The following is a 24307-nucleotide window of genomic DNA, read 5'->3' as shown; positions in this document are numbered from 1 at the left end:
CAGTCCGAGAGCTGGAGGAAGAGTGCGAGATCCCATGGAGGGCCGCGAAGTATTTCGCAGGGGAGAACGCGCTGGGCAACCGCTTCCAGTTCGTCGCCGATCACCAGCGCCGGCGTGAAGCGGCTGTGCACCATCCCGGGCATCGCCCACTCCAGCCTCCACTACTGTCCACGGCACCGCGGCCGCGGCAGGAAGTTCCTGCAGCTGGCCACAGTGATCGACCTCGCCTCTCGGGCAATGCAGTCCCGTCACCTACGAAAGGGCACTTGACTCGACGTCAACCATCTCGGCCCAGCCGCATAGCCCGTGTCCCAGGTTCCAGGTCAAGCCCCCCGGCGATATCCACACGACTCACTTCAGTCACTCACCCCGTGCGAGCGACGACGTGGAGCTCGCTGGGATTCTGTATGCCGCAGCGGTGGACTCATCGAAAATCACCACCAAGGAATCCGGCATGTATGTGAATCCGGATCCCTTCGATTCACCAAGGGCAATTACCAGGCTCAGCGAATTGGAGAAATCTAGGCGAAATGCCCAAGGCATTTCGGGGCAGCCCTCATTGGGGACATGCAACGCCGGAGTGACGTTCACAATCGAACCACCCAGGAAAGTCGCCCACTCGAGGTGATCGCTCACGTCCACCGTTTCAGCGATCGACCCAGCATTCGACTCACCAGCCTCCCATAGCTCAATCGCCAATCCCTCGTTCAGTCCATCCATCGCCCAGGAGAGTGCCAGCGTAATTCCACTGGCCATGACGAGCTCCACGGACAGGTCGACTTCATGGGCTACGTCCGCCCGGTGCCCTTCGGGCCAAGTCCCTCCTTGGGGGACGGCGTAGCGAACCGCCGCAAGACTCTCCGAAGAAACTGCGGCCAGTAGGGCAGAAAGCCTAACTTCGCGCTCCGACCGGTCAAGCCACGGCTGAGTCACCATCATCCTTAGTACCGTCCGAAATATTGGAAATCGCCATTGGAGTCGAATGTTGCACCGAAGCCGCGCCCACCGGCAGGGTCGGGCATGATGTAGCGCGTCCCCCCTGCAAAGTTTCCCGAATTCACCGGAACCTGCGTAGTGTTTGGGTTCGTCAGAATATCATCGAGGAGATACTGTCCAGTCGAGTCCAGCTCCTTACCGGGGACGACATTGAGGTCCCCGCGATTCATGTGCTTCTGGTACTCGCGCCCCGCGCGGGTCAGTTTCCCCTTGTCTGGACGCTGTCCACTCTTCGATAGGGCATCCAGGCATGATGCCAGCCCCAGAGGGTCGACCTCGGCAAACGGGCTCGCGACGTAGGCATAGTGACTGGGCGCCGGCGCAAGTCCCAGCGGGTCCGCACTGATATACCGGGCGGTTTCAGGGTCGTAGTAGCGGAAGTAGTTGTAGTTCAGGCCGGTTTCAGGGTCTGCGTATTGGCCCGGGAAGCGCAGCGGGCAGTCCACGGACGTGGTGTCCGTGGCGGCGGGGAAGTTCGTGCCCCACAGGGTGGTGCGGCGTTGCCAGGCGAGTTCTCCGTCGGGTGTGACCAGTTCGGTGGGAGTGCCGACGGTGTCCGTGATGACGGCGTGGAAGCGGGTGCCGTGGTCGGTGGGCGTTTCCTGGGCCAGTTTGGCCAGAAGTGACGTGCCCGGTTCTCGCACCAGGGGTTTGTGGTCGGTTTGGGTGAGGGGGCGGTGGGTGCCGGGAGCGTAGTCCCAGGTCGTGACCTGGCCGTCGGATGTTCTCTGCTCTGCCAGGCGTGTGTCGTCCCAGGTGAAGTCCGTGCGGTCGGCGGTCGAACCGTCGTCCGCCAGGTGCTGCTTGGATATTCGCCGGCCCAGCGGGTCGTACGCGTATTGCCAACGCTTGCCGTCCGGTGTCACTGCCTCGGTCAGGCGGTCTTCCGGGTTCCAGACGTACGTCCAGATGCGCTGTTGCCCGTTGAGGAGTTTACGGGCCTTGCGTATCAGGCGGCCCTGGGCGTCGTGTTCATACGTTGTGCGGCCAGCGCCGCGGATGAGGGTGCCGGTGAATTCACGATCCCCTGCTGTTTCGTGGGCGGGGGCCGTGGCTCGGGTGAGATTGCCCGCTGCGTCGTAGGCGTACGTTTCGGTCCAACCATGGGCTCGGACGCCCGTGTGGCGACCCATGCGGTCGAGGTCGAACCGACGGGTGCCCGAGGTCAGTTCGCGGATCTCGGTAAGGTACCCGTCCTCGCGGTAGGCGTAGGTGCGGTGCTGGAGGAGACGCCCGGCGTCGCTCGAACGGCTGGAAAGGGTCTGCTCGGTGAGGCGACTGACGGAGTCCCAGCTCTGAATGAGCCTGACGCTGTCGCCGAGGCGGCGCTCGATTTCGCGGCCAGCGGCGTCGTACGCGAAGGTCAGCGAGCCCGCCTCGGTGCTGATTCCGGCCGGGCGGCCTGTCGGGTCGTAGGTCCATTGCGAGCTCAACCCTGACGGGGTGGTTCGCTGGGCGATGCGGCCGAGGACATCGTACGCGTAGGTGGTCGCGCGGCCATTTACGGTTTCCGTGAGGATACGACCGAGCCCGTCCCGCTCCATGGAGACCTCGGCGTCCGCGTTGGCCGTATGGATCAGATCGCCCGAGGTGCCGTAGGCGTACGTGGTGACGTTGCCCTCGTCGGTGCGCTGCTCGATGACGCGACCCAGTGCGTCCCTGGTGAAGTGCAGGGTTTCGCCCGCGCCGTTCGTGCGGGATGCCAGGCTGCCCGATGCGTCGTGTGTGTACGCCACTGTCCGGTCGTTGAAGTCTGTCTCCGCGACCAGTCGACCTGCCTCGTCGTATGTATACGACCAGATCAGTCCTTGCGGGTTGGTGACTTGGGTCAGCCGTAGTTCGGTGTCGTAGGCGAAGGCGTAAGCCGTGCCGTCCGGGTCCGTGCGGGTGGCGGGGAGGTCGAAGTGGGTGGCGGTGTGGCGGGTGATGTTGCCGACGGGGTCGGTATGGGTAAGCGGGTTGCCCTCACCGTCCCAGGTCCAGGACTCCCGGCTGCCGTCCGCGTACTCGCGCCACGTGGGCTTACCTTCGGTCGTCCAGCCCATGCGGGTGGTCTGACCCAGGGGGTCGACCACTTCGACGACGCGGCCGAATGCATCGCGGCGCGCAACGGTCGTGTGTCCAAGTTCGTCGGTGACCGCCACCGGCAGCCCGGCCGGATTGGAAGTGAAGCGTCGCGTGTGACCCAGGGCGTCAGTGACCGTAACCAGGTGGCCCGACTCGTCGTAGGTGTAGCGCGTTTCGGTGCCGAGAGGATCGGTCGTGGTGAGCAGGTTGCCGAGTTCGTCGTAGGTGTGCCGCCAGGTCGAGCCGCCGGGCTCGACGACCTCGGTCGGCTTGCCGAACGCGTTGTATGTGGCCCGGGCGACGGACTGGTCGGGCAGGGTGAGGTCGGTCAGGTTGCCAGCGTGGTCGTAGGTGTAGTGGGTTGTACGGCCCAGCGGGTCGGTGACCGAAAGGGGTTTGTCACCCCTCGCCGCCCACTGTGTGCGGGTCGTGTGGCCGAGGGGGTTGGTCTCCACGACAACCATGCCCTCGGAGTTGTACTGGTGCGTGGAGCGGCGGCCAAGGGAGTCGGTGTACGTGGTGATGCGCGCCTGGTCGTCGTAGGCGAGGGCCCCCGAGAGGACCCCATCGCTGCCCTCGGTGCGCGTGACGCGGCCACGAGCGTCGTAGAAGTACGCGAACGAGGTGCCGTTGCGGTCCGTCCAGGAGGTGAGCCGACCCTCGGCGTCGTGCGTGAAGCGCAAGGGCTCGCCGCTGGAGTTGACGACCTCGGTGAGGTTGCCGGCGTCATCGTAGCCGTATCGCATCACGACGGTGCCGGCATCGGCATGCTCGGGCCGGGTAGGCTCGTAAAGCGACGGCGCCTGGTCGAGTAGGCGCAGGGCGGTGATGCGGGGCCCTGCGGTGTCGACGGCCAGGTAGTAGCCGCCCGAGTGGCGCAGCGCGGTGGGGACCCCATCGGCCGCGCGCTCAATGTCGATGCGGGCGCCGCTGCGGTCGTGCCAGCTATCCAGGGGGAGATGGAAGACCCCGAAGGTACTGGAAGGAACGGGGGTGCTAAAGGTGCGCACTACCCCGGAGCTGGGGTCGGTGACGGTCATGACCCCGTCGGGCTTGCCATCCCACTCGAGCGGCCAGGGGGCGCCCTTGGCGGGCAGCACGGGCTCGCCCGGCTGGGGCACGGGGTAGGCGAGGCGCATCCCGTCGGAGGCGGCGAACACCACACCCTCTCCGTCGATCTGAAGGCACTCGTCCAGGGGGGAGATCCAGGTCGGGCCGAAGCACACTCCGCCGCGGTACGAGGACAGATGGGTGCGTTCGAAGACGAGGGGGAGCCCGGCCGGAAGGGTCAGGTCGGTCTGCGTCATCAGCATGGCGCCGGTTGCCACGTCGATCGGCTCTCCGACGCACGGAGTGTTCTTGCACTGCCGGGCCGCAGGCCCGAGCTCCACCAGATCGGGGCGGAGCGACGGCGGCCGCAGCATCAGCGGAACTTCGGCCTTGGGGAAGAGACTGCCCTCGATGCCGGCCTTCGCCACGCCGCCGGCGGCACCGAATGCTCCGCCGTAGATCATGCCGTCTTTGGCCGCGGCATTGATCTCGTCCAGGCTGAAGCCCTGCTGCATGCCCGTGGCGATCTTCAGGGGCTGGGCGACCGCGAGGTCGATGGTCACCGACTCCATACTGCCGAAGGCCGCCGCGACCAACGTGCCGGCGGCGATTTCGGCGACGGTGGTGGTGACGGCGACGCCCATCGTGGCGCCGAATTCGATGAGAGCCTCCGTAGCCAGGGCGGCAGCGCCTGCGGCAGCACCAGCGGTGACGAAGGCCAGCGCGATGCCACCCACGATGATCGCGGCATCGATGCCGATCTGCGTCCAGAGCTTGTTGATCGCGTCATCGACAGCATCGGCGAACTTGTCCAGCGCCTCCGCCATCTTTCGGGATGCCTTCGCGAGGTCGCTGAGCCAGCCCGCGTCGTTGCCCTTGGCGTAACGTCCCCAGAAGATCCCGAACGCCTCAATCGCCTCGCCTGTGTTGTTGGTGATCAGCGAGGAGGCTGCGTTGTTGACCGGAGTACGAACATCGTCGACAGCATCCGCGAAGGTCCGCCACGCGTCTGCGACATGGCGGAGGGTGCCGGAGTTGGCGTCCGGCCACCACAGTCCCAACTTGAGCAGAAGATCCTTGGCCTCGTCCTCGATGCTCACTTGGCGCCCCTGTCGTGGTCATCGCCGTCCTTAGACTGCACCTTGGTGAACATTCCGGCGATCAACTCGTCGTTGTCGACATGCCCGTCCGCCATGTCGGTCATCGCTTCGTGAATGCTGATCAGACCGAGAACGAGGGTGCCGGCGGCCTTCTCGATGGCCCTCTGCTGGGGGCGATAGGCATCGCCGAACGACTTACCCTGCTCGTCATCACCCCAGGGCGCGCCCAGACCGTCCAGGGTGGTCACGAGCGTGGTGAGCGCCGTGCTCAGGTTCTTGCCCTGCGTGTGGAAGACCGGCGCCGTCGACTTGATGTCGGCCGTCTTTATGTCCAGGACCTTGCCGCTGTCATTGCCGTCACCCATGTGTGGCCCCTCCCCCGATGCGACTGCGAATCCCAACCCTAGAAGATGGTGTCAGCATGGTTGGCACCGCCTTCACCAATAGCGCGCCCGTGACTGCGGTCGGCACGCCCCGGCCGCGCAGGGTAAACGAAGCCGGAACTGCACCCGAGACACCGTCTGGCCCCGCCGGTAAACCTCCTCTGTCAGACGAACGGCCTGGCCACACCGTTCCGACACCCCAGAGGAAATGCTGAGCGAGGAGAAGCAAGGCGCTTGGTGCCTCGCGCAGTCGCAGGGCTTGAAAAACAAGCTCATGCCGCGAACGAGCTGTCAAACCATAGGTGGGAGCTTCCGGAGGCGGCCCGGCGACCGCTGGCCCGGTCCCCCGCTGTCACGCCCGGAGGTCAGCATCGGCGGGACGGGGTCCGGTCTCATGCTGAGCGTTTGCTGACCTGGGCCCGGCCGTCATGGCTCTGACCTGCACAGATGACAAAATGTCAGATGTTCGACTTGAACATGGTGCGAAGCATGGATTAACTCCCGGTTTGTCTGCTCCCTGCCTGCTTCCCGCAGGTCAAGGGCGGTCTCCGGAGCCTACAACGATTCGCATGGTCGGTCAGCTGCCACAAGTCTTCCAGGACTCATGCTGACCAGTTGCCGACTGCCCGACGTGCCGTCACGTCAGGTCGGACCATCCTGAACATCCGGTGGTGAGCGGTTCCATTCCGGTTGAATGAATGCCATGACACGTGCTCTGGGTTTCGCTGAGACCGACTTGCGCCGGCTGGCAGGTGCGCGCTCCTTCGAGCGGGGTCTCGGCTATCTCTCCGCCGTCTCCCGGCTGGAGATCGGGGACGAGGCGATCACCGCAACCGTGGACGGCAGCGACACGTACGAAGTGGAGCTGGCCGAAGACGAGGACGGCGGGCTCACCGGCTGGTGCGACTGCCCGTACGGGCAGGAAGGCAACTTCTGCAAGCACTGCGTGGCGGTGGGCCTGACCGTCCTGGGACAGTCCGAGTCCGTACCGCGGCAACGGTCGGCCGCCGCCGCGCGCACCCGGCTGCTGGACGCCTGGCTGGAGTCCCGCACCGGCGAGGAACTGCTCGCCCTGGTACGCGAACAGCTCGCCGACGACCGTGACCTGCGCCGCCGCCTGGAGTTGCGCGCGGCCATCGCCGGGGAGGACACCGGTATCGTCCGTGAGCGCGTCCTGAGCCTGCTCGACAGCCGCTCCTTCGCCCGTTACGGCTACGTCGAGTACGCCGACGCCCGCGCCTACGGGCAGCAGGCGGCGGAGGCGGTCACCGCCCTGCGGGCGCTGACGGCGAGCGGCCGGGCGGCGGACGCGGTGGAGGTGGCGCGCGAGGCGCTGAGGGCGCTCGGCCGGGCGTACGGGGAGATCGACGACTCGGACGGTCTGATCGGGGACGTGGCGACCCGGCTGGCCGAGGCCCACCTGGCGGCCTGCCGCGCGGCCCGGCCGGACCCGTCTCAGACCGCCGAGTGGTTGGTGCACCACCTCTTGGACGACCTGAACGACGCCACCGACATCGACCTTTTCGACTACCTGGACGTGCTGGGCGAGCCGGGCTTGGCCCGCGCCCGGGACATCGTGGTGGCCGCCTGGCGGGCCAAGCCCAAGGGGTGGACGGAGAAGTTCCTCATGGAGCGCCTCCTCAAGGCCGACGGCGGGAGCGTGGACGCGCTGGTCGCCGTCCACGCAGCAGATCTCGCCCCGAACGGCCACACCCACCTGGTGATCGCCAAGGAGCTGGAGGCAGCGGACCGCGCCGTCGAGGCCCTGGAGTGGGCCGAACGCGGCCTGCGCGAGGCCGAGTCCGACTGGGGGCCGGACGACGAACTGGTCACCTTCCTCTGCGAACGGTACGCGCGGGCCGGCCGCCTCGCCGACGTGGTCACCGTCCGACGGAGCCTGCTGCGGGCCCGCCCCTCACTGGCCACCTACCAGCATCTGCGCACAGCGGCCTGCGCGGCCGGCACCTGGGAGGGCATCGAGCGCGACGGCGCCCTGGAGGTACTGAAGGCCGCTGCCCAGCCCGCCAACGGCCGCTGGTACGGCGGCTCGGCGCTGATCGACGCGCTCATGGACGACGCCGACATCGACGCCGCCTGGCAGGCCGCAGCCGACGGATACGCGGACCAGCGGCAGTGGCTCGCCCTGGCCGACCGGATCCGCGACCGGCGACCGGCCGACGCACTGACCGTCTACCTCCGCTGGATCGAACCACTGCGCAAGCAGACCGGTGACAGCACGTACGAACGCATGGCGGAGCTGCTGCTCAACGCCCGGGCCTGCCACCGGGCACTGGGCACCGAGGCCGAGTTCGCCACCTACCTGACCGCCCTGCGTGCCGACCAGAAGCGCAAACGGAAGCTGATGGCGAGGCTCGACCAACACGGACTCTGAGCGGCGGTCCGTACAGCACCTCTTCAAGAACAGCTCAGCGCAGCAGAGCGGCGACAGCAGCCGCCGGCTTGGTCGCGTCGGGTTCGTCGCCGGACCAAGCCGGCGGGCGCGCCGGCCGTGACTCTCCCGTAGCCCCGGTCCCCCATAACGGCGCCCCACGGCCGCGAGGCTCAGGATCATCATGAACCCGGCGGGACCAGCGCCGAATCGGCGTCAGCAACGCCACAGCGTCCGCCCACCACCTCGGCGGTACGTGCCGCCGGTCTCCTCGACCACGACACGCACGGGCCGTTCGGTGCACCGCGCGCGTACGCCCTTGGCGGAGTTGCTGCTGACCTCCGCCGACCAGCCGATCCGCAGCGCACCCCGTGCAACAACGGGACGGACGCTGGGCAGAAATCTCGCGGTAGCCCGCGGCGAGCCTGCGCGCCTTCGTCGGCCCGCTGGGCCGCTGAGGGGCACGGGGACCTGCCCGGCGGCGCGAGGATCGCTGCACCCCGGGCGAGAATACCTGTTTTCGCGAGATGAGAATTTGACGGAGCGCGCACTGAGGGTTTTTCCCGGCTTCGATCAGGGCACCGATATTTACGGCGCGAGTTCCCGCGCCGTGCTACTGTCGATCTCAGTTGCAGTTGTGGTTCCCAGAATTTCAAGCACCCAGTCGGACTTCGTGCCCACTGTGAGTGCTTGTGTATTTCCGGTCTTCTTGATCCGGCGGGGCAATCATCGCGGCGACACGAGGTCCGCACGGTGCGGATCGCGCTGTACTGCCCCAAAGGAGATTTGACATGGCTACTGGTACCGTGAAGTGGTTCAACGCGGAAAAGGGTTTCGGCTTCATCGAGCAGGACGGTGGCGGCGCTGACGTGTTCGCCCACTACTCGAACATCGCCGCCCAGGGCTTCCGCGAGCTGCAGGAAGGCCAGAAGGTCAGCTTCGACATCGCGCAGGGCCAGAAGGGCCCGACGGCTGAGAACATCGTTCCCGCCTGACGCTGACGCTTGCTTCGCAGCTGGGGCCCGCATCTTTCGGGGTGCGGGCCCCAGCTGCGCGTTTTCCCTGCAGCGAGATCCACCTGCGGGACGATCTGAGGTTTCCGCGGCCCTCCGCACGAGGATCCTCACCCGGGGGAACCCGCCGCCTTCGCACTGCGTCCCCGTTTCCAGCGCCTGAGTCCGCACTGATTTCCGTCGGCCAGATTCGCTTCCACGTTCCATCCGGCCCATTCTCGCAATTCTCCGTGCGCTCGCCGCTGCGGGAATTCCTTGATATGCGCCGCATTCGAGGAAGGTTCCGCATGAACCGCACACGTACGAACAATCGCTCCTCCGCCTCCTCCTCCCGCACGGGCGGGAGCCGGTTCGGCTCGGCGGCCCCCAGCCGTTCGGGCGGCCAGAGCCGCTCCGCCGGCTACGGCCGTCGGCCCGCCGCTGTAGGCGGCGAGTTCGCCCTCCCCCGGACGATCACCCCCGCGCTGCCCGCCGTGGAGGCGTTCGCCGAGCTCGACATGCCCGCCCCGCTGCTCGCCGCGCTCGGCGCGGAGGGCGTGAGCGTCCCGTTCCCGATCCAGGCCGCGACCCTGCCGAACACCCTCGCGGGCCGCGACGCGCTCGGCCGCGGGCGCACCGGCTCCGGCAAGACCCTCGCCTTCGGCCTCGCGCTGCTCGCCCGTACCTCCGGACGGCGGGCGGAGCCCCGCCAGCCGCTGGCCCTGGTACTCGTCCCCACCCGCGAGCTCGCCCAGCAGGTCACGGACGCCCTCGCCCCCTACGCCCGCTCCGTGAAGCTGCGGCTGGCCACGGTCGTCGGCGGCATGTCGATCGGCAAGCAGGCCAGCGCGCTCCGCGGTGGCGCCGAGGTGGTCGTCGCGACCCCCGGACGCCTCGCGGACCTCATCGAGCGCGGCGACTGCCGACTCGACCATGTGGACATCACCGTGCTCGACGAGGCCGACCAGATGGCCGACATGGGCTTCATGCCGCAGGTCACCGCTCTACTCGACCACGTGCGCCCGGGCGGCCAGCGGATGCTGTTCTCCGCGACCCTCGACCGCAACGTCGACCGGCTCGTGCACCGCTACCTGAACGACCCCGTCGTCCACTCCGTCGACCCCTCGGCCGGCGCAGTGACCACGATGGAACACCATGTGCTGCACGTGCAGGGGGCCGACAAGCACGCCACGACCACGGAGATCGCCGCCCGCGACGGCCGCGTGATCATGTTCCTGGACACCAAGCACGCCGTCGACCGGCTGACTCAGGACCTCCTCAACAGCGGCGTACGGGCCGCAGCCCTGCACGGCGGCAAGTCCCAGCCCCAGCGCACCCGCACCCTGACCCAGTTCAAGACCGGGCACGTGACCGTGCTGGTGGCCACCAACGTCGCCGCCCGCGGCATCCACGTCGACAACCTGGACCTCGTGGTCAACGTGGACCCGCCCACCGACCACAAGGACTACCTCCACCGCGGCGGACGCACCGCCCGCGCGGGCGAGTCCGGCAGCGTCGTCACCCTCGTCACCCCCAACCAGCGACGCGACATGACCCGCCTCATGGCCACCGCCGGCATCACCCCGCAGACCACTCAGGTCCGCTCCGGTGAGGCCGATTTGCAGCGCATCACCGGCGCCCGCACCCCGTCCGGCATCCCCGTCGTCATCACGGCGCCGGTGAGCGAGCGCCCCAAGCGCAGCGCCGCCTCGCGCGGCCGGCGCGGCCGCCCCTCGCAGGCCTCGCGCCGCGGCGGCCGGCGCCAGGGCACATTCGACGCTGCGGCCTAAAGCCCCGGCGCGCGCAGGTCAGACCCCCTTCCGTGCTTCCCCCTTCCTCCCGTGAGTGAGGCATCATGCGCTGTATCATCGCCCGGTTCCCGTTCGACCTCACCAAGGCCGGCGTGCTGGAATCGCTGAAGGGCGTCAAGCCCGAAACCGTCGTGGGTGAATCGGTGATCATCGGCCGCCGCCTCTACCCTGTCATGCAGGTGGGACAGGTCATCACCCGCCAGGACCGCCGCGACTTCAGCGCCCGCGAGGTCATCCGGGCCATGAGCCAGCTCGGCTTCACCGTTAGCGGCCTGCCCGAGGCTCCCTCGGCGGCCCTGAGCCCGCTCCAGCAGGCGTCCGCGATGCTCGGCAGCCCCCTCTCCGTCTGAGCGGCAGAACGACACCGAAGGCCCCGGCCGCTCCTTGGGTTCTGGCGGTTGTTGCAACACCCCAGTTCAAGGGGTGCGACGGACTTCGAGATTCGCGAGGCCCGGCGGACCGGGAAACGCTGGCGATACGGACGCAACCCGTCCGGCGGCAAGAAGGCGGCTCCACCGATCAACGCGGTGGAGCCGCCTTCCGCGCCCTCGCGGTACTTGCGCGAGGCCGACCGCATCGATCGGCGCCGGGGACCGCCCGGCGGTCGGGATGTGTGGCGGGGCGTTCGATCATGTCTGCTTCTGCCGGTTGCGTGGTGATCTTGTTGAGGAACCGGCACGTACCCGACCTACTGCGCACACGGCGGCACCGATCAGCGAGCCCACCAGCAAGGGATTGACCCAGCCCGGGACGAGCTCGACCCGGGCACCATCGGGCCAGGTACAGGTGACCGACATCGGGAACCTTCGCGTCGTGATCACGATGTCGGCGTGCTCAGGAGCTCGGTAGGCCTGAGGATCGGTCCGCCCAGTGCGTTCTTTCACGCAGGGTCGTGTGGGGCGGGTGTCGAATCCGCTGAAAGTGCCGAGCGCAAAGGTGAGGACCGCCACGCTGAGACAGATCCCGGCTCCCTGGCGCCCACTTGCCGGTGGCATGACGGGCCATGGTCAGTCTTCGCGTCGCCGGCAGATGAACCGCTTTGACGGCGAGCAGTGCGGCGGCAGGGATGGCGAGCAGGACGGCCACAACGAGGATGGGACCTCCCTTACGAGCGCTGCGCCCCCTGCGCGGCCGGCAGCTCGGCAGCCGCGGCATCCTTCTGGCCGGCCTTCCCGGGATGCCTCGGCGAAGCCCTTGCAGAACGCGGTCAGCTTGTCACAAGGCAGCGCGAAGGGAAGCAGCTTTGAGCCACCGTCCAGTTGCAGCTCGACCAGGTAGAGGCGCCCCCACCCTGATCCCGTCGACCGCATCGGTCCGTATCGGGGGCGCCACTCGGCGTAGCAGGTGACGATGTCACCGCCTCAGCCCGCGCGGCCCCGGGATGTGCGAACGCCGGCGCGCCCGGGCAGGTGCTGCGCGGGCAGCAGGGGCGGGCGGCCCGCGCCCCCCAGGCCCCTACGGCCTGCCACGCACTGACCGCTGTGGTCATGAGGTGGGCCGACGGGTCGCTGCCCGCTGCCGACGGGCCGGGGAAGTCAGAAAATGGACTGGTGGGCAATTATCTCGGAGTGCTCCGGCGCCGGCTGCTCGATTCGGCCACGGGCTCGTCCGCTCCCCATGGGCCCCGCGGCTCGGGACACCGCGGGGAGCGCCGGGAGCACGCTCGGCCCCCCGCGGGCAGGGCGCGGCGGCCTCAGCGTCTGTCGTCCCTCCTGAGCATGCGCAGCGTGGCCGGCGAGGTGTTCCTCCTCCAGCTGGCCGTCGTGGTCCTCCTCGTCGCCGCAGCGGTCGTGGTGCTCGTGGTGCAGGGCCGCAGCGCCGCCATGCAGGACGCCCGGCACCGTACGCTCGCCGCTGCCGGAACGTTCGCGGAGTCTCCCGGCATCGTCGCCGCCCTGCGCAGCCCCCACCCCAGCGCAGTGCTCCAGCCGAGCGCCGAGGCGGCCCGGAAGGTCGCCGGGGTCGACGGCATCAACGTGTACACGCTCGACGGGGTCACCGTCACCCACAGCGACAAGCGGCAGATCGGGAAGCACGTCGTCGGGCCCTTCTCGAAGGCGGCGGCCGGCAAGTCCTTCACCGAGGAGTTCAAGGGGTCCCTGGGGGAGTCCGTGGTCTCGGTGGTGCCCGTCAAGGACGCCGACGGCCGCGTCATCGCCGTCGTCACCTCCCCGGTCACGGTCCAGAACGTCCAGGGCATGGTGAACAGGCAGCTGCCGGTCGTCCTCGGCACTGCGGCCGCGGTGCTCACCCTGTCCGCGGGCGGTACCGCTCTGGTGAGCCGTCGGCTCCTGCGGCGGACCCACGGTCTGGGACCGGCCGAGATGACGCGGATGTACGAGCATCACGACGCGGTCCTGCACGCGGTGCGGGAGGGTGTGCTGATCGTCGGCGACGGCGGACGGCTGCTGCTGGCCAATGACGAGGCGCGTCGGCTGCTGGACCTGCCGGCGGACGCGGAAGGGCTCCCCGTCACGGACCTCGGTCTGGAGGAGGGGATCGCCACGCGGATCGCATCGGGCCGTTCCGCGACCGACGAGGTGCACATGGCGGCCGATCGGCTACTGGCGGTGAACATCCGGCCCACCGCCCCTTACGGGACGGACGGGACCGTCGTCACCCTGCGGGATACCACCGAGCTGCGGGCGCTGTCCGGCAGGGCCGAGGTGGCCCGCGAGCGCCTGCAGTTGCTCTACGACGCGGGGGTGCGGGTGGGCACGACGCTGGACGTGGTGCGGACTGCGGAGGAACTGGCGGAGGTGGCGGTGCCGCGGTTCGCCGACGTCGTCACGGTCGACCTGCTGGACCCGGTGCTGCGCGGCGAGGAGCCGCCCGAAATGAACACGGAGATGCGCCGCGCCGCCGCCGTCGGCCTCCAGGGCGACCACCCGCTCTACCCCGTCGGCAAACTGATCCGGTTCGTTCCCACCAGCCCCATGGCCGCCGGCCTGGTCGGCGGCCATGCGGTCCTGGAGGCGGACCTGCACGCCACCCACGGCTGGCGGAGCCAGGACCCGGCCAACGCCCTGCGCATCCTGGAGCGGGGCATCCACTCCGTGATCGCCGTCCCGCTGCGGGCCCGGGGGGTCGTGCTGGGGATGGCCGGCTACTGGCGCGGGCAGGACTCCCCGCCGTTCGACGAGGAGGACGCGTCCTTCGCCGAGGAGCTGACCGCTCGGGCGGCGGTGTCCGTCGACAATGCCCGCCGCTACACCCGCGAGCACACCGTGGCCGACGCCCTGCAGCGCAGCCTGCTGCCCCAGGGCGTGCCGGAGCAGTCCGCCGTCGAGGTCGCGCACCGCTATCTGCCCGCCCAGGCCGGTGTGGGTGGTGACTGGTTCGACGTCATCCCGCTGCCCGGTGCCCGGGTGGCGCTGGTGGTCGGCGACGTCGTGGGCCACGGTCTGCACGCTGCCGCCACGATGGGCCGCCTGCGTACCGCCGTGTACAACTTCTCCACCCTCGACCTGCCTCCGGACGAGCTGCTGAGCCACCTGGACGAGCTGGTCGCCCACATCGACGCCGACGAGCAGGAGTGGCAGGGGGTCACCGGAGCCACCTGCCTGTGCGCGATCTACGACCCCGTCTCCGGGCAGGTGACGGCCGCCACGGCCGGGCATCCGGGCCCTGCTCTGGTCGACCCCGACGGCACCGTGTCCTTCCCCCCGGTGCCGGTCTCCCCGCCACTGGGTCTGGGCGCCGGCCTGCCCATGGAGACCGTGGAGCTGACCCTGCCCGAGGGCTCCCTGTTGGCGCTCTTCACCGACGGGTTGATCGAGGGCCGCGACCGCGATCCGGACGCGGGTCTGGCGGCCCTGCGTGCCGCCTTGGCCGGGCCCGCCCGCAGCCCGGAGGAGACCTGCACCGCGGTGATCGACGCCGTGCTGCCCGCCAGGCCCAGCGACGACGTCGCGCTGCTGGTGGCCCGCACCCGCCGGCTGGACCCCGCGCGGATCGCCGAGTGGGACGTGCCCCCGGACCCTGCGGCGGTGTCCCGGGTGCGCAGCGCCTGCGCCCGCAAGCTGGCGGACTGGGGCCTGGAGGACATCGCGTTCACCTCGGAGCTCATCCTCAGCGAGCTGATCACCAACGCCATCCGCTACGGAACCGAGCCCATCCGGGTGAGGCTGCTGTACGACCGCAGCCTGATCTGCGAGGTGTCCGACGGGTCCAGCACCTCCCCGCACATGCGGCGGGCGGCGGTCACCGACGAGGGCGGCCGCGGCCTCTTCCTCGTCGCGCAGTTCGCCCAGCGCTGGGGCACGCGGTACCCGCCTCGCGGGAAGATCATCTGGAGCGAGCAGGCGCTCCACGACGGGGCCGCACCGCCCGCGGCGGTTCCGGGCGAGGCACTCCTGGCCGGGTGGGACGACGAGCCGCTCTGAGAACGCGCCGGCGGCGCTGCGACTGCTGCAGCAGTGCGGCAGCTGCGGGGAAGGCTGCGTACCCACGGCCGGGACTGCCGGTACTGCCTGCCGAGGCCGCTGAACGTACGCTGGTCTCGACCGGTACGCGACCGCCCGCCATGGAGCCTTCGTGCCTGCACCTCGTCTCCGGACAGCTGCCGTCGCCCTCTGCCTGGCCCTCGCGGCAGCGCCCCTCGGCGCCTGCGGAGGCAGGCCGACCGCCGCGCCCAGAGCACCGGCCGTGGCCACCTCCGCCGCGGACGCCGGCGGCATGGCAGCCCTGACCGCGGCGGCGAAGAAGGAGGGATCGCTCAACACGATCGCGCTCCCGCGCGACTGGGCCAACTACGGCGCACTGATCGACGGCTTCGAGAAGAAGTACGGGATCAAGGTGGCGGTGGAGAACCCGGAGGGCACCAGCCAGGACGAGATCGACGCCCTGAAGGAGCACAGGGGCGCAGGCCGCGCCCCCGACGTGATCGACGTGGGGGACTCGTTCGCCCGGTCCGCCGCCCGGCAGGGCCTGCTCGCTCCGTACGAGGTCGCGGCGTACGACCGGATTCCCGAGGAGCAGAAGGACCCGCGGGCCCGCTGGTCCCACAACTACGGCGGCTACGTCTCGATCGGTTGTGACGCCACACGCGTCAAGACCTGCCCCGCGACCTTCGCCGATCTGCGCAAGCCCGAGTACAAGGGCAAGGTCGCGCTCAACGGCGACCCGACCAAGTCGGGCTCCGCCTTCGCCGGCGTGTATGCGGCGGCCCTGGCGAACGGGGGCTCCTTCGACGACATCCAGCCCGGTATCGACTTCTTCGCCGAGCTCAGCAAGAACGGCAACTTCATCCCGGTCGAATCCACCCCGTCCACGATCGAGGAGGGCCGGACCCCGATCAGCATCGACTGGGACTTCCTGAACCTCGGATACGCCGATGAGTTCCGCCGCAAGGGCGCGGACGTCGACTGGCGCACGGCCATCCCCTTCGACGGCAGCTTCGCCCAGTACTACGCGAGCGCGGTGAACAAGAGCGCCCCCCACCCGGCGGCGGCACGCCTGTGGCAGGAGTACGTCTTCAGCCCGGAGGGCCAGAACATCCGGCTCGGTGCCTACGCACGCCCCGTGCTCATCGACGCCATGGAGAAGGACGGCACCCTTGACCAGGCGGCCGCGGAGAACCTGCCCACGGTCGAGGGCACACCGACGTTCCCGACGGAGGCGCAGATGGAGAAGGCGAGGGAGACCGTCAACCGGAACTGGGCCCGGGCCGTCTCGGGCTGAGGGCCGCACCGCCGGCGCAACGTCGTCGGTCAGCCGTTGTCCGGGGTACGGAGGGCAAGGATCGCCATGTCGTCATGGCCGTCGCTGGGGTGGCGATCGGCCAGTGTCCGGACGAGGTCGTGCAGCGGCAACGCCGCGTGTGCGGTGGCGAGTTCGGCGAGCTCCTCCAGGCATTCGTCGACCGGCCGGGAGCGGTGCTCGACGAGTCCGTCGGTGAAGAACACCAAGGTGGCCGCCGCAGGCACGGAGCAGAAGTGGTCCGGGCGGTGCTGTTCGATGCTCACCCCGAGCGGCACACCGGGCTCCGCCCGCAGGTACTCCGCGCGCCCGTCGGGGGTGAGGAGCAGTGGGGGGAGATGGCCTGCAGTGCTCCAGTGCATCGTCCAGCCCGGTCCCTCGTACTGGATGCGGGCCAGGCAGGCCGTGGTGACGGGGTTGTCGGTGGTGGCCTCCAGGGTGCGGTCGAGCTGCACGAGGATCCCGCTCGGCGGGTTACGGCGGTCGTAGAGGAGGGCGCGCAGCATGCTGCGTGTCTGGGCCATGGAGGCTGCCGCCCGCAGGTCGTGGCCGACGACGTCGCCGATGACGGCGGCGCAGACCCCGTCGGGCAGCATGAGGGCGTCGTACCAGTCCCCGCCGATGTGGTCGGGCTCGGAGGCCGGCCTGTAGATGGCGGCGGAGGTGAAGGGGTGCAGGTCGGGCAGGGTCGGCAGGAGGAGGCGTTGGAAGTGTTCGGCGCCGGCGCGAACCTGTCCGAACAGCCGGGCGTTCTCGATCGCGATCCCGACCATGCCGGCCAGTGCGACGACGATCTCTTCGTCGGCACGGTCGAAGGGCCGGCCGTCGCGCCGCTCGGACAGGTAGAGGTCGCCGTAGATGGTGCCGCGGACCCTGACAGCGGCCCCGAGCAGGGTGCGCATGTGCGGGTGTCCGGGAGGGAAGCCCACGGAGGAGGGGTGGGAGGGGATGTCTTCCACCCGCATGGGCTCGGGGTGGTGGATGAGGTGTCCCAGCACGCCGCGGCCGTGCGGAAAGTCGATCCCGGCAAGGTCCGCCCGCTCGGACTCGGACAACCCGGCGGTGATGAACTGCTCCAGGTACTCCCCTGATTCGTGCAGCACCCCCAGCGCTCCGTATCGAGCGCCCACCAGACCCATGGCGGTGGTGACGATGCGGTGCAGCACCTCGGAGAGTTCCAGCTCCTGAGTGATGGCCAGCACCGCATCCAGCAGGCCCTGGAGCTGGTCCTTGGCTCTGCCCGACTGCCGCAGCTGCTCGTCGATCCGCTCCAGCTCGGCTTCCAGGCGGTGGCTCAGCCCGCGGCTGCGCCGTTGCCGGGGGTGCTTGGACTGCTCCTCCATCACCGCCGCCCGCCAACCGGTGTCCGCGGCGACGCAGGCGGATCCGTACGGCGGCCACGGCGGACCCGCTCATGGGGCCACTTCCGCGAGCGGTGCACCCGGCCCCCTGACATGAACGGCCATCGACAGGACACAGGGTCACACAGCCGTCCGCCCCACGTGTCCATTGCTCCGTGCAGGGCATGTCGCAACCGGGCCGGGCGGGGGATCGGACGTCAGTGGGCGGGGTGCGCAGACGGGTCCTGCGGTGCGGGGGTCTGGCCGGTGTGGCCGGTGTGGTTCGGGGAGGTGTGGTCGGTGCCGGATTCGAGGGTGCCGCCCAGGCGGGTGTGGGCGGGGGCCAGGGCTTCGGCGGTGGCGGCCGTGATCACCCAGGTGGGGCCGACGAGGTAGGTGCCGCCGTACATCCGGGCCTCCGTCAGCCAGGCCGTGCGGCCCGCCTCGGTGGTGAAGGTGGCCATGCGGTACGACTCCGGGCCCGTCCCGCACGCCCCTTCCCGCACCTCGTCCGCGTCGACGGTGACCTCGGGGGTGCAGCCGAGGGCGGCTGCGATCCCCTCGAGCGGGGCGGGGCGGGCCGCCCCGGCCGGGGACGCGGCCGGGGCGGGGCCGTGCGGGGCGGCCGTGCCGTGGCCGGCGCAGCCGCCGGCCAGGAGCAGCACGGGCAGTACTGCGCCGACGGCGAGGTGGCGGGAGGTGGGGAGCACGGGCACGGCTGCCTCACAGGGGTGGAGGGGAGCGGAGGGGGTGGAGGGAATGGAGGGGGTGGAGGCCAAGGGCGGGGGTGCCCGGTCAGCCCGCGGTCGGGGGGACCTTCTTGCCGGTGTCGGTGACGGCGAACCACAGGCCCTGCTTGTTGTGGCCGTTGGTCTGGCCGGGCTCGGTGTCGCCGGTGAAGGTGTAGACGGGCCAGCAGTCGATGGTCAGCTGCTCGCTGCCGTCGGGCCGCTTCACCGAGCCGATCAGTTCCGGCTTGATTCCCGTCGCCTTCGTCTTGTCGATCGCGGCCGCGGGCTTCCAGGTGTCCAGGCAGGCGCCGAGGCAGCCGAATTTCATCGGCCAGGCGCTGTCCTTGTCGAACCGGTAAAGGGTGCGCCACTGGCCGTCGACGAGGATCTTTCCGAGTTTCTCGTTGGACGCCACGGACAGTTCGGCCCCGGTCTTCATGTCCTGGCCGCCCATTCCCATTCCCATTCCGGCGTGGCCGGCCCCCTTCTGTTTCTGGTCGACGGCCTTCTTGCCGTCCGCGGCGAGGGCGTGCCACGTGCCGCCCACGCCTTCGCCCTTCGCCTCGCCGGGCGCAGTGTCCTTGGCGTACCGGTACACGGGCCAGCCGCCCAGCGTCAGCTGCTTGCTGCCGTCGGAGCGGGTGACCGCGCCGAGGAGGCCCGCCTCGATGCCGGCGGAGGCCGACGCGTCCTCGGCGGGCACCGGCGGCCAGGCGGCGGCGCAGTCGCCCTCGCAGCTGGACTTGGGGGGCTGGGGGGTGTCCTTGTCGAAGCGGTAGAGGGCGGCCCCGCCGCTGTCGGTGACGACGCTGCCCACGCCCGCTATCTCCCGTACGGCCAGCCGGCCCGCAGCCCCGGTCTTGCCGGCGCCCGCCGAGGGGTCGGAGCCCGATCCGGAGCCGGCGCCGGTGCCGCTGAGGTCGCCGGGATTGCCCCCGTAGCCGCCGGCCCCGTAACCCGAACCCGAACCCGACCCGTATGCGTCCGAGAGGGCCTTTCCGGCGCCCGCGGGCTGTACGGCGTTTCCGTTGCGGGAGGCGGCGTCGTCGCCGCCGCTGCAGCCGGCCGCCAGCAGCAGAACGGCGGCCACCGATCCGGCAGTTGTCACGCGGCGCATCTTGTTCACGGTCACTCCTTCGGGCTGATCCCGGGGGTTTTCGCTTGCAGGTTTATTCATAAACCCTGCGGAGGGTCACGGAATTGGCACGGGCGCGGATTTATCAAATGACGCTAACCCTTGAACTCCGGTGGGCGGCCGGCGATTACCGCGGGCTCATTCCTGGATGCGCAGCGCGAGCGCCGGACAGCGGCGGACCGCGCGCAGCGCCTTGGGGCGCAGTCGTCCGGGTACGGGCATGACGGCCTGGGCGGGGTAGCCGTCGGCGTCGAGCCGGACGACGTCGGGGAGCAGGTCCACGCACAGTCCGTGGCCCTTGCACAGCGTCCAGTCCACGACGAGCCGTTCGGGGTTCTCGTCCTCGGGCAGCGGCAGCGCGCCGAGCACGCGGCGTCCGCAGCCGCTGCCGAGGGCGTGGTCGCGCAACTCGTCGGGGAAGACGGCGAGCGCGGAGGCGACGAACGAGGACGTGCCGTCGGGGTGGCTGCACGCGCCGCGGCCGCGCACCGCCCGCATGCGGGCGTCGACGGCTTCCCAGGCGACCCGTCCTCCCCCGCCGACCAGGTCCTCCACGGCGGAGGCCAGCGAGGGCAGCCCTCTGACGCAGGGGCCGCACTGGCCGGCGGATTCGTCCGCCATCCAGCGGGCCACCCGGGCCACTTCGCCGGCCGGGCAGGTGTCCTCCGGCAGGGGCAGCACGGCCCCGGCGCCGAGGACCGCGTTGACGGTGGCCAGGGACTGCCGCGAGAGGGTCACCGTGCGCGCCGCGGCCGCGGTGAGCCACCGGCCGTGGTAGCCGCCGACGAGGACACCCTGGCCGGGGCCGGATCCGCACAGCTCCAGGACGTACTCCAGCGAGGTCCCGGTCGGCACCTCCACGACCGTCGAGCCGCCGACCGTGAGCAGGACGGTGCCCGGCTCGGTCGGGAGGCCGGCCGTGCAGTAGCCGGCCGTCCCCATGCGGGCCGCGATGGCGAGCTGGGCGTAGGTCTCGGTGTTGGACAGCAGGGTCGGCACGCCGCCGAGCCCCCGGTCGCTGGTGCGCACCTTCTGGCCGGAGGGGAGCGCGGGCCCGCCCTCGATGCCGTTGATGAGGGAGGTGCCCTCGCCCGTGACGAACCGCTCGGGGAGCAGGGCGACGCGGACCCGGTCGGCGTCCGCGCCCCGTTCGGCGATGGCGGCGCGTACGGACTGCTCCACGTCGTCCCGGGTCACGCCGAGGACGACCTCCTCGGCGCCGACCGCGGAGGCGGCCAGCAGGGCCCCGTCGAGGACGAGGTGCGGGGCGTGCAGCAGCACCGCGGTGTCCTTCAGGCAACTGGGCTCGCCCTCACTGCCGTTGACCACGACGGCGGTCCGCCCGTCGCGCGCGCGGGCGGACCGCATGACGGCCTTGAGCTTGCGGGCGAAGGGGAAGCCGGCTCCGCCGCGGCCGCGCAGGTCGATGCCCTCGGCGAGGGCGACCAGGTCGTCCGGCCGGTACGGGGGCACCTCCCCGTGCACGGTCAGATGGTCGACCCGGTCCAGGCGCGGGAGGACGTCGAGCCCGGCCAGCACCCGGGGCTGGCCCACGCAGCCGAGGGCCGGACTGGTCACACCGGTCACTGCCGCCCCCGTGCCCCGCCCAGCGGGCGGCTGCCGGGCCGTTCGGCGGACATGTCGAGCCGGCTGGTGACGAAGGCGGACCCGGCGCCGTACGGCGGGCGCTCGGGCACGGGCGTCAGCACCGGCCGTGGCGGAGCCGCCGCCCGCGCGCTCGCCGCGGTCGGGCGGCCGGCGGCGGCGGACGCGCCGACCGGGTCGGCGAGCGGGCCTGCCTGCCGCCCTCCGGTGCGGGCGGATGCGGTGGCCGCTCCGGTCTGCCGGGCCAGCCGGGCGGTCAGCCGCTCGGCGGCCCACTCCGCGGGCCGCCGGACGAACCGGCCCCCCGGACGGCTTCCCGACCGGGGCCGCGCGGTCTGCCCGGCCGCCCGCGGCGCGGACGGCTGCTGGGCGGCGGGGAGGGCGGCCTCGGCGCGCAGCCTGGCCCGCAGGCGTACGACGAGGACGGCCGCGACCCCGGCCAGGCACAGGGCGTACGCGACGGTCACCCAACCGCTCGCCGAACGGCCGGACTTGAGGCCGTGGACCAGGGACGCGCCCCAGGCCGGGTACGCACCCACGTGCAGGGCGCGCCACCACAGCGAGCGGCCCTTGGTGGCGAACGCGCTGCGGACCGCGCCCGATACCGCGACGGAGACGAAGAAGTAGCCGGCCAGGCTGCCGAGTCCGATCAGCACGGGCTGGTTGCGGTCGGTGAAGGGGATGAGGACGGAGAGCACGTCGGTGTGCGATTCGGCGATCTTGATCCAGATGTGCAGGGCGAGGAAGCCGAGCCCGGCGACCGCGAGCCCCCGGTGCACGCCCTGGGCGACGAGCCGGTGGCCTGAGGTGAGCAGGACCCGGTCGGTGGCCGCGAGGCCCCACAGGACCGCGGAGGTGAGGGAGACGAGCGAGAGGACGCCCGCGCCGAAGTCGAGGAAGTCCCACAGGTGGGTCAGCGCGCCCACCCGGGCCGCGACGCCGAGGGCGAGCAGGGCGGCGAGGGCGGCGACAACCAGGGTCGCCGGGTGCAGGCCCCCGGCGGGGGACAGCAGCGGCGGCCTGCGCACGGCCCGCCGGCCGGCAGCCGCGGCCGCGGCCACGCCGGCGTGGCGTCTGGTGCGGCGGGCCCGGTGAGAGCGGGAAGCACGGGTCTGGGACAGGGGCATCGGGTTCTCCCATACGCCCGGGCCCGAGGCACTCCAGCGCGCTCTCGGCGCCCGAGGTGTCGACGGAACTGCTCCGCGGCGGGCGGGAGATGGGTGCCTCGCCGACCGGGAGCGGGGGCCGGAGTGCAGAAGCATCGTGGAGCTTCGCAACGCCTCCACAGGATTTATCGAATCGTGACAAGTTCTCGTGCGCATGGCATCGTCACACCGAACGTCCGCGGAGGATTCCCTTCCAACGGTGCGGTGGCGACCGGGGCGACGCCTTGTTCGCCGCCACACCTCCCCGTCGGCAAAATCGAGGCAAAGCCGCGGGACCGCAAGTGGTCGACACTCTCCTGGAGGGTGTAGAGGTGCCCAACTCCCCCGTCGGCACTGGCGCCAACGGGAAGGGGGGCGGCTCGACAGGCCTGTTCCGTTCACGGGGCAGGCCGTACCCCGGCATGAACGAGGTAACAATGTGCGAACTGCTGAACCGTATCTGGGCCCGCCCCCGCGGCGAATGGACCCGGGTCGTGCGCAGGGAACTGCCCGCGCTGGCCGCAGGGATGCTGGAGGAGCTGAGGGACGGGATCCCCGGCTTCGCCAGCCTGGCCGATGAGCTCGACGACGAGGTCGTCAGACAGCGGATCGAGGCAGCCCTGCTGACGGCACTCGGATACCGCGAGCCGGCGCCGCGCCTTCAGGACCGGCAGGCCGGCAGCCGTGACAACGATGCCGAGGAGGACGGCCCCGAGCAGGGCGGCGACCTCGGTCTCGGGATCCACCTCGACGCGGACGCCGACGAGGACGAGCGCGGCTACGAACACGGGGAAGGAGAGGAAGCAGACCCCGGTGCGGACGACGACGCCCTGGCGGCCGAGGAGTTGAGCGCCCTGGTGGCGCGCTCCGGCCGGATCCCCATACCCATACCCCGCCAGGCCTCGCACCGCAGGCGGGCCGCGCCGCCCCTGACGGTGGTCCCGTCCGACGGGCCGGGCAGCCCGTCCGAGCGGGCCCGGCGGGAGCTCTTCTCCGCCCTCACATGTGACATGCCCATGGCTGAAATAGCCCTCTCGGAGCTGGCCCGGGCGGCCGGCTGGGCCCTGCCCGCCGAGGTACGCGCCATCGCCCTGGCCACCCCCGGCGAGACCCAGCAGCTCGCGGCCGTCCTGGACGACGGACTCGCCGGCATGGTCGGCGGCCAGCCCTGCCTGCTGGTCCCGAGCCCGGACAGCCCGGACACCCGGACCTCCCTGGAGGCCCTGCTGCGCGGCCGGTTCGCCGCCGTGGGCCACCCCGTCGCCCCCGGCGACACCGCCCACTCCCTGCGCTGGGCCCTGCGGCTGCTGGCGCTGACCCCGAACCGCCCGGGCCTCGACGGGCGCCCCCTCTTCGTCGACGACCACCTCTCCACCCTCCTCCTGCTCCAGGACGAGCCCCTCGCCCACGCACTGGCCGCCCGCTGGCTGCGGCCCCTGGCCAACCTGACGCCGCGCCAGAGCGAGCGGCTCGAAGTGACCCTGCTGGCCTGGCTGGAGGGCGGTGGCGCCCCCGAGGCCGCCAAGGCGCTCAGCGTGCACCCGCAGACCGTGCGCTACCGCATGCGGCAGCTCGAGAAGCTCTTCGGCCCCGGCCTGCGCGACCCCCGCACGCGCTTCGAACTCGAAATGGCGCTGCGCAGCCGCCGCCTCATGGCACAGGTCCGGCGCCAGTACTCCCGGGTCGGCCGCAAAGCCCGCGCCGCCGCGACCGACTTCCGCCCCCTGGGCGTGGGCCGCATGGCCCGCGTCAACGGCCTGTAGCCGAAGGCGACCACCCGCGCGCGGGGGCGAACGCCTCCCCCCGCCCCCGCGCCCCCCCCCCCCCCGGGGCCGCCCGGCGGCGGGGGGGGGGGGCCCCCGC

Annotated in this window: 15 protein-coding genes; 7 read left to right on the top strand and 8 right to left on the bottom strand. The window is 70.8% G+C overall.

All coding sequences use genetic code 11. The features are described 5' to 3' along the window. Window positions 1-360: 360 nt before the first annotated feature. The 3 genes from AB0F11_RS23335 to AB0F11_RS23325 form a co-directional block, all read right to left on the bottom strand. Window positions 361-768, bottom strand: coding sequence for a hypothetical protein (locus tag AB0F11_RS23335; RefSeq protein WP_362176945.1), 408 nt, complete (start codon window positions 766-768; stop codon window positions 361-363). A 173-nt stretch (window positions 769-941) separates the two neighbouring features. Continuing rightward, a complete protein-coding gene (locus AB0F11_RS23330) occupies window positions 942-5213 on the bottom strand; it encodes a DUF6531 domain-containing protein (protein WP_362176942.1) in 4272 nt (1423 codons plus the stop codon). Further along, the gene (locus AB0F11_RS23325; RefSeq protein WP_362176939.1) at window positions 5210-5578 is read right to left on the bottom strand and encodes a hypothetical protein; all 369 of its coding nucleotides are present in this window, start codon (window positions 5576-5578) and stop codon (window positions 5210-5212) included. The genes AB0F11_RS23330 and AB0F11_RS23325 overlap by 4 nt, the downstream gene beginning before the upstream one ends. A 721-nt stretch (window positions 5579-6299) precedes the next feature. On the opposite strand from AB0F11_RS23325, the gene AB0F11_RS23320 reads away from it, so the two are divergent. The 6 genes from AB0F11_RS23320 (at window position 6300) to AB0F11_RS23295 (ending at window position 16470) form a co-directional block, all read left to right on the top strand. After that, window positions 6300-7988, top strand: coding sequence for an SWIM zinc finger family protein (locus tag AB0F11_RS23320; RefSeq protein WP_362176937.1), 1689 nt, complete (start codon window positions 6300-6302; stop codon window positions 7986-7988). A 788-nt stretch (window positions 7989-8776) separates the two neighbouring features. Further along, window positions 8777-8980: a cold-shock protein gene (locus AB0F11_RS23315; protein ID WP_030224351.1), complete on the top strand. Its 204-nt coding sequence runs from the start codon at window positions 8777-8779 to the stop codon at window positions 8978-8980. A gap of 305 nt (window positions 8981-9285) precedes the next feature. Then, on the top strand, window positions 9286-10767 hold the full coding sequence (locus AB0F11_RS23310; protein WP_362176934.1) for a DEAD/DEAH box helicase: 1482 nt from the start codon (window positions 9286-9288) through the stop codon (window positions 10765-10767). 65 nt (window positions 10768-10832) lie between these two features. Then, window positions 10833-11138 carry an SCO5918 family protein gene (locus tag AB0F11_RS23305; protein WP_362176931.1) on the top strand — a complete coding sequence of 102 codons (306 nt, stop codon included), beginning with the start codon at window positions 10833-10835 and terminating at the stop codon, window positions 11136-11138. 1368 nt (window positions 11139-12506) lie between these two features. Further along, window positions 12507-15173 (top strand): SpoIIE family protein phosphatase, encoded by a 2667-nt coding sequence (locus tag AB0F11_RS23300; RefSeq protein ID WP_362176928.1) that lies wholly within the window; start codon window positions 12507-12509, stop codon window positions 15171-15173. Between the two features lie 151 nt (window positions 15174-15324). After that, complete coding sequence (locus AB0F11_RS23295) at window positions 15325-16470, top strand: extracellular solute-binding protein (protein WP_362176925.1); 1146 nt, start codon at window positions 15325-15327, stop codon at window positions 16468-16470. 29 nt (window positions 16471-16499) lie between these two features. Here the strand turns inward: AB0F11_RS23295 and AB0F11_RS23290 are convergent, their stop codons facing one another. From AB0F11_RS23290 to AB0F11_RS23270, 5 genes are all read right to left on the bottom strand, one after another. Continuing rightward, complete coding sequence (locus tag AB0F11_RS23290) at window positions 16500-17831, bottom strand: GAF domain-containing SpoIIE family protein phosphatase (RefSeq protein ID WP_362176922.1); 1332 nt, start codon at window positions 17829-17831, stop codon at window positions 16500-16502. A 215-nt stretch (window positions 17832-18046) separates the two neighbouring features. Next, complete coding sequence (locus AB0F11_RS23285) at window positions 18047-18544, bottom strand: hypothetical protein (protein ID WP_362176919.1); 498 nt, start codon at window positions 18542-18544, stop codon at window positions 18047-18049. Between the two features lie 79 nt (window positions 18545-18623). After that, on the bottom strand, window positions 18624-19676 hold the full coding sequence (locus tag AB0F11_RS23280) for an SCO0930 family lipoprotein (protein WP_362177050.1): 1053 nt from the start codon (window positions 19674-19676) through the stop codon (window positions 18624-18626). A 156-nt stretch (window positions 19677-19832) separates the two neighbouring features. Continuing rightward, window positions 19833-21281, bottom strand: coding sequence for an NADH-ubiquinone oxidoreductase-F iron-sulfur binding region domain-containing protein (locus AB0F11_RS23275; protein ID WP_362176917.1), 1449 nt, complete (start codon window positions 21279-21281; stop codon window positions 19833-19835). Further along, the gene (locus AB0F11_RS23270; protein ID WP_362176914.1) at window positions 21278-22426 is read right to left on the bottom strand and encodes a hypothetical protein; all 1149 of its coding nucleotides are present in this window, start codon (window positions 22424-22426) and stop codon (window positions 21278-21280) included. Before AB0F11_RS23270 ends, AB0F11_RS23275 begins: the two co-directional genes overlap by 4 nt. 440 nt (window positions 22427-22866) lie before the next feature. On the opposite strand from AB0F11_RS23270, the gene AB0F11_RS23265 reads away from it, so the two are divergent. Then, a complete protein-coding gene (locus AB0F11_RS23265) occupies window positions 22867-24207 on the top strand; it encodes a helix-turn-helix domain-containing protein (protein WP_362176911.1) in 1341 nt (446 codons plus the stop codon). Window positions 24208-24307 lie beyond the last annotated feature (100 nt).

Source organism: Streptomyces sp. NPDC032472, from assembly GCF_040636955.1.
Taxonomy (GTDB): domain Bacteria; phylum Actinomycetota; class Actinomycetes; order Streptomycetales; family Streptomycetaceae; genus Streptomyces.
This window is presented reverse-complemented; position numbering and strand designations above follow the sequence as displayed.

Excerpts from the sequence above, each read along its gene's own strand:
- AB0F11_RS23325 (WP_362176939.1), bottom strand. The coding sequence starts at position 5,578 with ATGGGTGACGGCAATGACAGCGGCAAGGTCCTGGACATAAAGACGGCC.
- AB0F11_RS23320 (WP_362176937.1), top strand. The coding sequence starts at position 6,300 with ATGACACGTGCTCTGGGTTTCGCTGAGACCGACTTGCGCCGGCTGGCA.
- AB0F11_RS23315 (WP_030224351.1), top strand. The coding sequence starts at position 8,777 with ATGGCTACTGGTACCGTGAAGTGGTTCAACGCGGAAAAGGGTTTCGGC.
- AB0F11_RS23310 (WP_362176934.1), top strand. The coding sequence starts at position 9,286 with ATGAACCGCACACGTACGAACAATCGCTCCTCCGCCTCCTCCTCCCGC.
- AB0F11_RS23305 (WP_362176931.1), top strand. The coding sequence starts at position 10,833 with ATGCGCTGTATCATCGCCCGGTTCCCGTTCGACCTCACCAAGGCCGGC.
- AB0F11_RS23300 (WP_362176928.1), top strand. The coding sequence starts at position 12,507 with ATGCGCAGCGTGGCCGGCGAGGTGTTCCTCCTCCAGCTGGCCGTCGTG.
- AB0F11_RS23290 (WP_362176922.1), bottom strand. The coding sequence starts at position 17,831 with ATGGAGGAGCAGTCCAAGCACCCCCGGCAACGGCGCAGCCGCGGGCTG.
- AB0F11_RS23280 (WP_362177050.1), bottom strand. The coding sequence starts at position 19,676 with ATGCGCCGCGTGACAACTGCCGGATCGGTGGCCGCCGTTCTGCTGCTG.
- AB0F11_RS23270 (WP_362176914.1), bottom strand. The coding sequence starts at position 22,426 with ATGCCCCTGTCCCAGACCCGTGCTTCCCGCTCTCACCGGGCCCGCCGC.
- AB0F11_RS23265 (WP_362176911.1), top strand. The coding sequence starts at position 22,867 with ATGAACGAGGTAACAATGTGCGAACTGCTGAACCGTATCTGGGCCCGC.